13 protein-coding genes and 1 pseudogene are annotated in these 12092 nt (G+C 68.8%); 7 read left to right on the top strand and 7 right to left on the bottom strand.

From position 1 onward, the window contains the following. Nucleotides 1–285 precede the first annotated feature (285 nt). Nucleotides 286–1293, top strand: a complete 1008-nt coding sequence (locus tag AQI88_RS33740; RefSeq protein WP_067006706.1) for a methyltransferase — start codon at nt 286–288, stop codon at nt 1291–1293. Next, nucleotides 1290–2666, top strand: coding sequence for a cytochrome P450 (locus AQI88_RS33735; protein ID WP_067006636.1), 1377 nt, complete (start codon nt 1290–1292; stop codon nt 2664–2666). Before AQI88_RS33740 ends, AQI88_RS33735 begins: the two co-directional genes overlap by 4 nt. 72 nt (nt 2667–2738) lie before the next feature. On the opposite strand, the gene AQI88_RS33730 is transcribed toward AQI88_RS33735, so the two are convergent. After that, nucleotides 2739–3617 (bottom strand): LLM class F420-dependent oxidoreductase, encoded by an 879-nt coding sequence (locus tag AQI88_RS33730; protein ID WP_067006634.1) that lies wholly within the window; start codon nt 3615–3617, stop codon nt 2739–2741. Nucleotides 3618–3708: 91 nt separating this feature from the next. Between AQI88_RS33730 and AQI88_RS33725 the strand changes: the two genes are divergently transcribed. Continuing rightward, a complete protein-coding gene (locus tag AQI88_RS33725; protein WP_067006631.1) occupies nt 3709–4494 on the top strand; it encodes an aspartate/glutamate racemase family protein in 786 nt (261 codons plus the stop codon). Between the two features lie 48 nt (nt 4495–4542). Here the strand turns inward: AQI88_RS33725 and AQI88_RS33720 are convergent, their stop codons facing one another. Then, nucleotides 4543–5739 (bottom strand): cytochrome P450, encoded by a 1197-nt coding sequence (locus tag AQI88_RS33720; RefSeq protein ID WP_067006703.1) that lies wholly within the window; start codon nt 5737–5739, stop codon nt 4543–4545. Between the two features lie 251 nt (nt 5740–5990). Between AQI88_RS33720 and AQI88_RS33715 the strand changes: the two genes are divergently transcribed. Continuing rightward, nucleotides 5991–6803 (top strand): phytanoyl-CoA dioxygenase family protein, encoded by an 813-nt coding sequence (locus tag AQI88_RS33715; protein ID WP_067006629.1) that lies wholly within the window; start codon nt 5991–5993, stop codon nt 6801–6803. 52 nt (nt 6804–6855) lie between these two features. Here AQI88_RS33715 and AQI88_RS33710 read toward each other — a convergent pair whose 3' ends face one another. Both AQI88_RS33710 and AQI88_RS33705 read right to left on the bottom strand, forming a co-directional pair. Further along, nucleotides 6856–7224, bottom strand: a complete 369-nt coding sequence (locus tag AQI88_RS33710) for a hypothetical protein (protein WP_159050456.1) — start codon at nt 7222–7224, stop codon at nt 6856–6858. 56 nt (nt 7225–7280) lie between these two features. Further along, nucleotides 7281–7712: a gamma-glutamylcyclotransferase family protein gene (locus tag AQI88_RS33705; protein ID WP_067006625.1), complete on the bottom strand. Its 432-nt coding sequence runs from the start codon at nt 7710–7712 to the stop codon at nt 7281–7283. Nucleotides 7713–7850: 138 nt separating this feature from the next. Here AQI88_RS33705 and AQI88_RS33700 point away from each other — a divergent pair, with 138 nt between their 5' ends. Then, nucleotides 7851–9500: a M4 family metallopeptidase gene (locus tag AQI88_RS33700; protein ID WP_067006622.1), complete on the top strand. Its 1650-nt coding sequence runs from the start codon at nt 7851–7853 to the stop codon at nt 9498–9500. 77 nt (nt 9501–9577) lie between these two features. Here the strand turns inward: AQI88_RS33700 and AQI88_RS33695 are convergent, their stop codons facing one another. The 3 genes and pseudogenes from AQI88_RS33695 to AQI88_RS48875 all read right to left on the bottom strand — a co-directional run. After that, nucleotides 9578–9820, bottom strand: coding sequence for a hypothetical protein (locus AQI88_RS33695; protein ID WP_067006620.1), 243 nt, complete (start codon nt 9818–9820; stop codon nt 9578–9580). Beyond that, nucleotides 9817–10065 carry a hypothetical protein gene (locus AQI88_RS33690; protein WP_079057981.1) on the bottom strand — a complete coding sequence of 83 codons (249 nt, stop codon included), beginning with the start codon at nt 10063–10065 and terminating at the stop codon, nt 9817–9819. Before AQI88_RS33690 ends, AQI88_RS33695 begins: the two co-directional genes overlap by 4 nt. 93 nt (nt 10066–10158) lie before the next feature. Further along, a pseudogene (locus AQI88_RS48875) lies at nt 10159–10530 on the bottom strand (ATP-binding protein); the annotation flags it as partial. Between the two features lie 159 nt (nt 10531–10689). Here AQI88_RS48875 and AQI88_RS33685 point away from each other — a divergent pair. After that, nucleotides 10690–11565, top strand: coding sequence for a helix-turn-helix domain-containing protein (locus AQI88_RS33685; RefSeq protein WP_067006617.1), 876 nt, complete (start codon nt 10690–10692; stop codon nt 11563–11565). A gap of 3 nt (nt 11566–11568) precedes the next feature. Continuing rightward, nucleotides 11569–11760, top strand: coding sequence for a DUF397 domain-containing protein (locus AQI88_RS43915; protein WP_079057973.1), 192 nt, complete (start codon nt 11569–11571; stop codon nt 11758–11760). Nucleotides 11761–12092 lie beyond the last annotated feature (332 nt).

The following is a 12092-nucleotide window of genomic DNA, read 5'->3' as shown; positions in this document are numbered from 1 at the left end:
GCCGACCGGTGACGATATCCATGGCGCCTGCCGACAATGGCCTGAAGGCAGTGGATAAATACGGTCAGGCTCGACTGGAACAGGTCATGATTCCCAGGCCACCTTGACGCTCGCACATCCCGAAGGCGACGCTCTCACAGGCCCATCCGGATGGTCTTCAGCGGGGTCCGACCGGCACGCCTAGGAGGCGCAGTGACAGCCGATCAGGTCAAAAGCACCGCTCTCTCGGGAACCGAATCCGCCGCGCGCGGTTCGGTGTACCCGGAGAACTCGGACAGACTTTCCATGATCCTGTTCGGGCATGCCGCGTTCCAGTATCTCAACGCGGCATGCGAACTCGGCCTCTTCGATCTGCTGGCGGAAAAGGGGCCGCTCACCGGAGAGGAGATCCGTACCGCACTCGACCTGGAGGAACGTGCCTGCGACATCCTGCTCCTCGGCTGCGCCGCGCTGCGTCTCATCCACCGCGACGGCCCCGTGTGCCGCCTGTCGGCCGAGATCGGCGAGCTGATGGACCGCGGCGAGTGGACCCACATCGTGAACACCGTCGCCTTCGAGCAGCACATCGTCTACGAGGGCCAGGCCGACTTCACCGAATCGCTGCGGCGCAACACCAACGTCGGGCTGCGGCGGATCCCCGGCGAAGGAAAGGACCTCTATCCCCGCCTGGCGCAGACCCCGCGCCTGGAAGAGGTCTTCTACCGCTACATGCGGTCCTGGTCGCAGCTGGCCAACCGACACCTGGTGCGCCACCTCGACCTGTCCCGGTCCCGTACGCTCCTGGACTGCGGCGGCGGAGACGCCGTCAACGCGATCGCCCTCGCCACGGCCAACCCACAGCTGCGCGTCACCGTCCTGGAGATCCCCTCCTCGGTTCCCGTGGCCGAGGAGAGCATCCGGCAGGCGGGCCTCGAGGACCGCATCACCGTACGCGGTCTCGACCTCTTCGCCGACCCCTTCCCGACCGGCTTCGACTGCGTCCTCTTCGCCCACCAGCTGGTCATCTGGACGCCCGAGGAGAACACGGCGTTGCTGCGCAAGGCCCACGACGCCCTGGCGCCGGGCGGGCGGGTGGCCGTGTTCAACTCGATGTCCGACGACAGCGGGGACGGACCGCTGATCGCCGCGCTGGACAGCGTCTACTTCGCCGCGCTGCCGGCCGAGGGAGGCATGATCTACCCCTGGTCGCAGCACGAGGCGTCGCTGCGCACCGCCGGCTTCACCGGCCTGCGGCGGATCGAGCTGCCCACCTGGACCCCGCACGGCATCCTGATCGGCACCAAGGCGATATGACGGGCCACGCGACGGCCGTCCGGACCATCCCCACCGTCGGCTCCTGGCCCGTCCTCGGCTGCCTGCCGGACCTGATACGGCGAAAGGAGTCGTTCTGGGCCGACGCCCACCGGGAACACGGGGACATCTTCCATCTGGATCTCGGTGTCACCGGCCTGGTGGCGGTCAGCCATCCCCGCCACGCCCAGCACGTCCTGATCGAGAACGCGCGCAATTACGTCGACAAGGGCGGTCCCACCGGATTCAGGGCAACGCTGCTGCCCCTCACCGGGCAGGGGCTGTCCACCATCGACGTCGAGGACGGACACTGGCGCAGCCGCCGCGATCTCGTCGGCCCCGCGTTCCGGCAGGGAGCGCTGAAGTCGATGACCGACCACATGGCACAGCTCGTCGACGCACACACCGCTGCCTGGCCCGCGGCGCCGGACGGAGCCGGCACCGGCCTGGACGTGGTCCCCCACGTCACCACCGCGGTCACCACGGCACTTGCCGAGCTGCTCTACGGGGCGCCGATCACCGGCCACGAGATACGGCGGGTCTCCCGGGCGTTCGACCAGATCATGAACTACATGTGGGTGGGGATGCTCGCCTCCGTCGTGCCGTCCTGGCTGCCGTTCCCCGGCCGCCGCCGGCAGCGGCAGGCGATCGGGGTCATCGAGGACGTCGTCCTCGGCGTGGTCGCCCGCCGGGACCGCTCCCGGGCGGCGCACGCACCGGAACTGCTCGACATCCTGTCGGCGGCGGAACGGGAGCTGGACGCGGAGGGGCTGCGGGACGAGGCGGTGTCGCTGCTGCTGGGTGCGGAGCCGCTGGCGATCTCGGTGAGCTGGGCGCTGCACCTGCTGGCCCGTCACCCGGAGGTCCAGCAGGCCGCCTTCACCGAGGTCGACGGCGTGCTGGCCGGGAGGTGTCCCCGTTTCGAGGATCTCTCCGCCCTGCCGTACGTCCGTATGGTTCTCAAGGAGGCGCTGCGCCTGTGCCCGCCCACGTACTGGGTGCAGCGCCGGGCCGCCCGCGACGACGTCATCGACGGGGTCGCCGTCCCCGCAGGCACCAACGTGGTCGTACTGATCCACCGGATCCACGCCCACCCGGGCATCTGGGAGGCGCCCGAACGCTTCGACCCGCAGCGGTTCGCCCCGGAGCGTTCGGCGTCCCGGCACCGTCAGGCATGGATACCGTTCGGCAGCGGCAGACGGGGCTGCGTGGCCCGGGAGTTCTCGATGACACTCGGACACCTGATCCTCACCGAGGCGCTCCAGCGTTATGAGTTCGCCCCGCATCCGCAGCGCACACCGGCGCTGACGGTGGCGGCGAATCTCCGGCCGCGCTCCGGTGTGTGGCTCGCCGCGCGCCGGCGCGCGGCCGGCTGACGGCGGCCCCTCGTCATGCGTGGATACGGCGGCACCGGCCGGGCCGCAGCCGGCTCGGCCGGTGCCGAGGCGTCAGCGCACGAGTCGTTCCGCGCCGACGGACATCCGGTCCTTCAGCCGTTCCAGGTCCGCCTCCTCCCCCACCTGCAGAACGATCCGGTGCACGCCGAGCGCCGCCAGCCGGGCGGCTTCCTGCTCCGTCAGCTCCGTGAGCCCGCGGTACAACGTCACCTCCAGGGCGTCGGGATCCCTGCCGTACCGCTGCGCCTCCCGGCGCATGACCCCGATCAGCCGCAGCAGTTCCGGCTCGTCGACCCCGAGGGGCTGGAACCCTTCGCCGTACCGGCCGGCTCGTCGTGCAGCAGCGGTGCTGTGCCCCCCGAAGTGGACGGGGACGCCCGTGGCCCGCCACGGGCCGGGGCGGCACAGCGCTCCCCGGAACCGGAAGAACTCCCCTTCGTGGGCGGCCCCCTCGGGGCCGGTGTCCGCCCAGAGCACGCGCATCACTTCGACCTGCTCGGCCGCCCGGCGCCCGCGCGTGGCGAAGTCCGCACCGCACGCCTCGATCTCCTCCCGGAGCCAGCCGACCCCCACGCACAGCCGCAGCCGGCCCCGGGACAGGGTGTCGAGGGTGGCCGCGCGCTTGGCCAGCACGACGGGGTGGTGGTTGGGCAGGATGAGCACACCGGTCGCGAGCCCGATGCGGGTGGTACACGCGGCGAGGTAGCTCAGCAGCTCCAGCGGATCCGGAACGGGGCTGTCCGCGGCGACCGAGAGACGTCCGGTGGGGCTGTAGGGATAGCGGCTCGACGTGCCGCTCACCATGACGGAGTGCTCGGCGGCGACGAGGGATTCGAACCCGCAGGACTCGGCATGCCGGGCGAATTCGCACACCCAGTCCCCGTCCACCACACCCTGCCCGCCGAAAGGTAACGCGATGGCGTAATCCATGCGGCCAGCGTAAGGACCGCTTCCGGCCGCCGCACAGTCTCGTTTCTCGCCGATCACACGCATTTCTTTCCGCCCACCGAAAGGTGAAGTCATGTGGCACGGAGCCCGCGACCCCGGCCTGTCCGAAATACGGTCCCGGAAACAGCACCGCGCGTACGGCATGGGACTGGGGATCATGCTGGTCGATGACGTGTATCCGGGCTTTCCCGGTGATATGCGCAATCCCAGCGCGTATCCCTTTCCCATCCAGTACGACATCGTCCGCGGAGTCGGCTTCGACGAGCTGATCTTCGCGGAGGACAAGTCGGCCTGTCTGGAGCCGGTCATCGCCTCCGCGCGCCGGCTCGAGGACCTGGGCTGCCGGGCGATCGCCGCCGAGTGCGGTTACTTCGCGTACTTCCAGCGGGAGGTGGCGGACGCCGTCGACGTGCCCGTGTTCATGTCGAGTCTGCTGCAGGCTCCGCTGGCCCGGGCCGTCGCCGGGGCGCACCGGACGGTGGGCCTCATGGTGGCGTTCAGCGGCCACCTGACAGACGATCACCTGAAGGCGGTGGGCATCGCGGCGGACGGCGGCCACCCGGTCACCGGCATCTACGAGTCCGGGCACTGCCCGACCCTGGTCCGCCTGTACGACGAGCCCGATCCCGCCTCGCGGCACGCGGAGTACGCGGTGGTGGAGGCAGAGCTGGTCACCTTGGCCGAGGAGTTCGCCCGGCAGCATCCGGACATGGGCGCGATGCTCCTGGAGTGCGGGGCGGTGCAGCCGTTCGCCCGGGCCGTCCAGCGGCGCATCGACCTGCCGGTGTTCAGCTGGGGCACGCTCCTGGACTACGCGTACTCGGTGGTGGTGCACCGCGACTACTTCGGTCACGTCTGAGGCGGCCGCCCGCCAAGGTCCGGGCCGGCGGGCGGCTTGGCCGACCGGTCAGGCCGCGGTCCAGGCCACGGGCAGCTCGCGCAGGCCGCGCACCACCAGGCCGGTCCGCCATTGCAGCTGGTCCTCGGGGACGGCGATCCGCAGGTCCGGCAAGCGGGTCACCAGGCGCCCGATGGCCACCTGGAGTTCCAGCCGGGCGAGATGAACGCCCAGACAGTGATGGATCCCGTAGCCGAACGCGAGATGGGGATTGTCGGCCCGGTCGAGGGCGATCTCGTCCGGGCGGGAGAAGACGGCCCGGTCACGGTTGGCCGAAGGCCGGGACACCATGACCGTGTCTCCCGCCCGGATCAGCTGCCCGCCGATCTCCACGTCCTCGGTGGCCACCCGGGGCAGCCCCGCGTCGGATCCCAGAGGCACGAAGCGGAGCAGTTCCTCGACGGCCCCGGGGACCAGTGCCGGATCGTCCCGCAGCCGCCGCCACAGGTCGGGCCGGCTCAGCAGGACATAGCTGAAGTTGGTGATCTGGCTGGCCGTCGCCGGAAACCCGGAGACCAGCAGGCTCACTCCGAGATGCACCAGCTCGTCGTCGGTGAGGGGGTCGTCGCCGCGCTGTCGCGGATCATGGACGAGGGCGGACAGCAGGTCGTCGGCCGGTTCGGCCCGGCGCTGCCGGAGCAGCCCGGCCATGTACGAGTCCAGGCCGGCGCAGGCCGAGTCGATCTCCTCCTGGCGGTGAGCCGTCAGCGAGAGCAGCACCTCCGACCACGGGTGCAGCACCGCGCGGTCCTGGGCGGGGACCCCCAGCATGTCGCACATCACCGTCAGCGGCAGGGGCTGGGCGAACCGCCCCACGAGATCCGCCGGTTCGCCCTCCGCCACCAGCGCGTCGAGCAGCTCGTCCGCGATCCGCTCGGACTTCGGCCGCAGCTGCTCGATGCGCCGGTGGGTGAACGCGCGGGTGGCCCTGCTCCGTATGCGGGACTGCGTGGGCGGGTCCATGTCGAGCATGAAGGTCGGTTCGACACCCTTGTCCCGCAGACCGGTGGCCAGGGTGCGGCTGAAGGCCGGATGGGTGAACACCTGACGGGTCTCCGCCCACCCCGTGACCAGCCACGCCGGGCGTCCGTCGGACAGTGTCGTCCGGCCGACGGGCTCCGTGCTGTTCTTCGCCACGAGGGCGGGGTCGACGTCCAGCCGGACCCCCTCGATCTCCTCCTGGTGCTGCCAGCGTGAATTCGTCACCCAGCCCTCCGGGATTCCCTGGACTTCTTCCACGGTTCGAGTTCCGTGACCCTGCCCGAAATCCTTCGGCGCCAACCGTCCAGGACCGTGACACAGAGGAAAGGAGCCGGAAAACGCGACCCGCCCACACACATTCGGCCATTCAAGGAATCCCTCTGTAATTATCGATGCTCGCCTCTATAGTGATTCGGGCACCGCATCACTTTCCGCCGGACGAAACGTGAAAGACGGATGTCGACGGGAGATCGGCCATGACCAGCACGTCGATCAGGCAGACGCCCACGCTCGCGGAACACGGCTACGAGGTGATTCCCGACGCCCTCACACCCGAGCAGGTGGAACGGCTCTCCAAGACGGCAGACCTGACGCAGGAGAGGTTCCGGGACCGGGCCCGCGACTACTACACCCCGCGCCGCCGGGTGCTCTTCGCGATCCAGGAACTGGAGCCCGCCTTCCTCGAACCGATGGCGCTCGCCACCACCATGCCCGCCGTGTGCGCGGCGCTCGGCTGGAACATCTTCGTCTACCACTCGCACCTCGACCGGAACGAGTCCCTGCCGGACGACGTGGTCTTCCCCTTCAACTGGCACCGGGACCTGCAGGGCATCACCTACACCCTGCCCTTCCCGCTGCCCCTGCTCTCGGTGAAGGTGTCCTACCCGCTCACCGACATCACCTGCGTCGAGGACGGCGGCCCTCTCGTGATCCCCGGCTCCCACACCGGCCCGGAAACGCCCAAGCCCACCGGACCCGAACCGTCTGGATCCGTGCCCGTCCTCGCCCCGGCGGGCTCCGCGATCGTCATCGACTCCCGCCTCTGGCACACGGTGGGGGCGAACCGCTCCGGCACCACCAGGTCGACGCTGTTCTACGCCTACGCCTACCGGTGGATCCGCCCCGTGGCGAAGTACGACCTGTCCCCGCGGCGACTGGCAGACCTCTCGCCCGTACAGCGGCAACTGCTCGGCGCCGGAGACCGGTACGAGGGGTTCCACCTGCCCGAGACCGACGAGGAGGTGCCGCTGCGGCGGATCGTGGAGAGCGGTGACTGGTCCGCACTGTGAGCCTCCACGCGGCCCGTATCACGAACGGCTGCGGGAGCAGTTCGAGGCGGTGTCAGAAGATGCTGGGCTCGACAGTGGCGTGAGCCATCGCGGGCTTGTACTTCCTGTTGCCGTAGTAGACGGCGTCGTAGCCGTTGCTGAGCGCCTTACCCCAGAGCAAGGGGTCGCCCACGTGTGATCCGGAGTCGATTAACACGATCGTCTCGCCCACGATCGGGGTGCCGAACTTGTCGAGGAGGGTCGCCCGTCCCTTGCCGCTCATCTGGCCGCCGACCGAGCCCTTCGTCGACGACGCGGTGAGCCGGGCGGGTTCCATTTCGCCCGGCGGGGGCGACTGGCCATTGCCCGACTGGCCGTTTGTCCCTCCTCGCTTTCGCGCATCGCGCCTTGCGACGACACCATCAGGTTGCCTGTGATCCATGCGCGCGTCATATGCAGCTGCGCCGATCGGGGTTGCGTGAGAAGCCGGGACGCCGGTCAGCGCCGGGTGAGCCAGTCGCCGCTCTCTATGCGCCTGCCCCGGGCGCGGAGCCGGGCGGCGACCGGCGGGGCGGCCACGTACACCCAGGCCCGGACGGCCGTGCCGTCGGTGCGTACGACGTCCCGGGCGACCCGCTCGTAGAGGTTGCGCGGGTCGCCCGGCACGTACTCCTCCAGCCGGTCCAGTTCGCCGAGCAGGCGGCCGTACGCCTCCGGGAGCGCGGTGACCAGTTCGCCGCTGATCGTCCCCGCCCCGGGTTCCTCGACGGCGTAGGGGTAGCCGGGGCCGTCGTAGAGCACGGCGCCCTGGAGGCGGGCGGGCGCCTCGGTCCGGATGCGGCCGCGCAGGAAGAGGTCATGGTTCGCCTCGCCGGGGCGCAGGGTGCCGTAGACGAAGAACGGCAGTTCCGAGGGGTCCGGAGTGGTCACGGAAACGATTCTGAACCCCCTCTGGCTCGTTACACATCTCCATGTCGGCGCTATGGACATGACATGTCAGGGGCTCTTAAATCTCAGTCAACTTCAGCGCCGCCCCCACGCCTCGAAGGCGCCTCCCCAAGGAGACAGATGAGCCGGATACGTCCGCACGTCCGAGGATCCCGTCGTCTCGCCACCGCCGGTGTCGCCGTCACCACCGCGACCCTGCTGGCCGCCGCGCTCTCCCCCGCCGCCCACGCCGACGGCAGACCGACCCCGGCCACCGCGATCGAGAACGCGGCGTCGGCCCTCGTCGCCCATGCCGCGAGTCTGGGCCTGACCTCCGCGCAGGACACCAGCGTCCGCGACGTGATCGTGGACAAGAACGGCATCCAGCACGTCCGCTACGACCGCACCTACCACCAACTCCCAGTACTGGGCGGCGACTTCGTGGTTCACCTGACGCCGAACGGCACGTACCACGGTGCCGACCGGGCGACGAGGAACCTGATATCCCTGCCCTCGATCACCCCGAAGCTGTCGGCCCCCAGGGCCGCCGACCTCGCGGTGAACGCCCTGCGCGCCGCCAACCTCGGCGAGACGCTGAGGCGGATCAAGGCCAGGCCGGAGCTGGTGGTCGACGCCCTGCACGGCACCCCGAAGCTGGCCTGGCGCACCAACGCCGTCGGCCAGGACTCGCTCGGCAACCCGGTCGCCCGCACCGTGCTGACCGACGCCCGCACCGGCGCCCAGATCGACGCCTGGGACAGCATCGAGACGGCCACCGGCGACGGCAAGTCGCTCTACAGCGGGACGGTACCGCTGGAGACGACCCAGTCCGGATCGTCGTACCAGCTGAAGGACCCCACCCGCGGCAACACCTACACCGGTGACGCGGAGAACAAGACCGACCTGTGCTTCTTCGGCATCTGCTTCAGCCGGGCCCCCGCGACCCTGTTCACGGACGCCGACAACCACTGGGGCACGGGCAGCAACTCCGACCGCTCCTCGGCCGCCGTCGACGCCCAGTACGGCACCAACGAGACCTGGGACTACTACAAGAACGTCCAGGGCCGCAACGGCATCGGCAACGACGGCAAGGGCTCGTACAACCGCGTCCACTACGGCAGCAGCTACAACAACGCCTTCTGGGACGACAGCTGCTTCTGCATGACGTACGGCGACGGTGACGGCACCACGTTCGGTCCGCTGGTCGCGCTGGACGTGGCCGGCCACGAGATGACGCACGGCGTGACGTCCAAGACGGCCGCGCTGACGTACTCGGGCGAGTCCGGCGGCCTGAACGAGGCCACGTCCGACATCCTCGGCACGATGGTCGAGTGGTACGCGAACAACCCCTCCGACCCCGGTGACTACCTGATCGGCGAGAAGATCGTGAAGTCCGGCTTCGGCAAGCCGGCCCTGCGCTTCATGGACAAGCCGTCGAAGGACGGCAACTCGGCGGACTACTGGAGCTCGTCGGTGGGGAACCTGGACGTCCACTACTCGTCGGGCGTCGCCAACCACTTCGCGTACCTGCTCGCGGAGGGCAGCGGCGCCAAGACCATCAACGGCGTCAGCTACGACTCACCGACCTACAACGGCTCGACGGTCACCGGCATCGGCCACGACAAGGTCGGCAAGATCTGGTACCGCGCGCTGACGGTCTACATGACGTCCTCCACGAACTACAAGGCCGCCCGCACGGCCACCCTCAGCGCGGCCAAGGACCTCTACGGCGCGGGGAGTGCTGAGTACAACGCGGTGGGGGCGGCTTGGAGTGCGGTGAACGTGAACTGAGCCTGCCTTGGCACGCGACAGTGGCCGCCTCGGAATTCATGCCGGGGCGGCCACCTCGCGCACCCTGTGCATACCGGTCAGAGTCCTGGAATGAGCCTGACCACGGTCACGGTCAGCACGGATCCGGAGACGTAATAGAGCACGATGGCACCGAGGACCGTGACCTCGCGTCGGTCGCGCTCACCTCTGACGGCGGTCGACCCGTGCCCGTACGGATCCCGGCCGATGGTGCCCGCCATCGCCTCCCTGAACGCATCGGCGTTCCGCATCTTGGCCAGGGTGTCGTCGGCGGGCGAGGCATAGGCGATGCGGTAGCTCAAGCGACACCCCGCCTCTCGGCCTCGTCCGCCGCGAGCCTCTGAAGCAGCGCCTCCGCCTCCGGGTCGGGGACGGCTTCGAGCATCCAGTGCCGCATCACCGCGTGGATGTCGTGCACCCCGGCCTCATTGATGGCCTGGTCGAACTCCTCGCGCCGCCCCTCGGGGAGGGCTGCGCGGATGTCGGAGATGCTGTTGGGGACCTCGACCTCGACGCCGTTGACGAAGGTCTTGAGCGGTTCGGCCATGGTCGTCCTCCTCGGTCGCGGTGGTTCGCTGCCGTCACCGTAGCGGGCTGGAACCGTCTGGCGTACGACGTCCAGCTCGGCCCAGACGACCTTGCCGGCGGTCAGCTCGCACACTCCCCAGCGGTCTGCCACCTGCCCGACGATCAGCAGCCCACGCCCGAAACTCTCGTCCGCGGTCGCCTCCCGCAGGTTCGGCCATAACTCCCCCTTCGGATCCGACACGGAGATCCGCAGCGCCCACTGCGTGAGGGCGAGCTCGACCCGGAAGAGCCGGTCGCGGAGGCACCCGTGGAGTACGGCATTGCCGCCCAGCTCGGATACCAACAGGGCGGTGTCAGCCGCGAGTTCGGGGTGTCCCCACTCGGTGAGGAGGCGACGGGCTCTTCGGCGGGCCAGGGTGACGCTCTTCGAGAACGGGGCGTAGTCGACACGGTCGTGACGCAGGGGCGTATCGGGGGCGGTCATGCCGCGCACCTCCACTGCTCTGTGATTGGTACGTCACTGAAGGTAGGGGCTCGCCGAGTTGCGGACAAGTTAGTCTCGGAAAAATTAATCCCTACGAGTTGCAGGGCGGATCGCGATCACGCCAGACTGGCAGCGCACTGACGCCAGGAGGAGCACAACATGACCACAGGTCAACCGATGTTGGGCAACAGCACATCCTCGGTATTGGGGCGTCGCCTGGGCGGCGAGCTCGTCAAGCTGCGCACCGCGGCCGGACTGACGCAAAGTCATGCCGCCAGGGCTCTGACCTCGTCCATCACAAAGGTCACGAAGATGGAGCGCGGCTGGGTACCCATGCGTGACCCGGACATCCGCGCGCTGTGCGAGCTGTACGGCGTCCGCGACCCTGGAACGGTCGGCGGCCTCTTGGAACTGGCCAGGGTCGACCGCGATCGACGCAAAGCCAAAGGCTGGTGGAACGACTACACGACCCTGGGCGACATGCAGGAGTACGTGTCACTGGAGAACGCCGCCACCGCAATCAAGGCATGGCAGCCGGCGTTCGTACCGGGGCTGCTCCAAACCCCTGACTACGTTGTTGCGTTGAGAGGCGGGGCGTCGGAGAGCACGGCAGAGGACGAGGAGTTCGTAGCGGCACGCCTGGCACGGCAGCGTCGCCTCACGGAGGATCCTCCCCTCACGCTTCGAACGGTGATCTACGAGGCCGTCCTGCGGAACCTCCCCGGCGGCCCGAAAGCCGCTCGCGGACAGCTCGACCACCTTGCGAAGATGGCCGAACAACCGAACATCACGCTGCTGATTTACCCCTTCAGCGCAGGCCCGCACAGGGGGTTGAACAGCTCGTTCAACATCATCTCGTTCGCCGAGCCCGGAGCCATGGACGTCGTATACCTGGAGATCCCCTTCACCCGCCTGTGGATCGAAGGCGGTGAAGGCACCGCGGCCCACGACGAGTTGTTCGAGACGACCGCTGGATGTTCCCTGAGCGAACAGGACTCCGTCTCGCTCATCCACCGACTCCGTAAGGAATTCTGAGCCGTGCCCGACTTCCAGTACCGCAAGTCCAGTTACAGCAACCCTGATCGAGAGTGCGTCGAAATAGCCACCAACATCCCCACCACAGTCGCCATCCGCGACTCCAAACACCCCACCGGCCCGTCCCTGCATGTCACCCCGTCCACTTGGAGAGCCTTCCAAGAATCGCTTGCAAGCGATCTAGGCTTGGTCTGACGCAGCAAGCGGCTGGGCCGGTCAGCCGAGTACGGCGTCCAAGCGTGAACGAACTTGGCTTTGTGCTGCGGGGAGGGCAGCGGCGGCCCAGCGTACGCGGCACCGAGGTCGCCGTGACCGATCGCGGCTTGCTGAGCCGTGAGCAGCAGCCGGGTTATGAACTCAGCCCTGGTCTGCCGCGAGCAGGCAATCATGCGCCACGGTCGGCGCCCTGATGAGCACATCCCCCGGAGAAGGAGGGCCTCGGCTCTGCCCTGAACTGCACCGTCCAGCAGACCAGCGCGGCCTCCTTTATCGCAATTCTCGGCTCTCTGCCGACGAGCGGTCATACG

This window comes from Streptomyces cellostaticus, from assembly GCF_001513965.1.
Classification (GTDB): domain Bacteria; phylum Actinomycetota; class Actinomycetes; order Streptomycetales; family Streptomycetaceae; genus Streptomyces; species Streptomyces cellostaticus.
The sequence above is the reverse complement of the archived record's forward strand: the minus strand, read 5'-3'. Positions and strand labels throughout refer to the sequence as shown.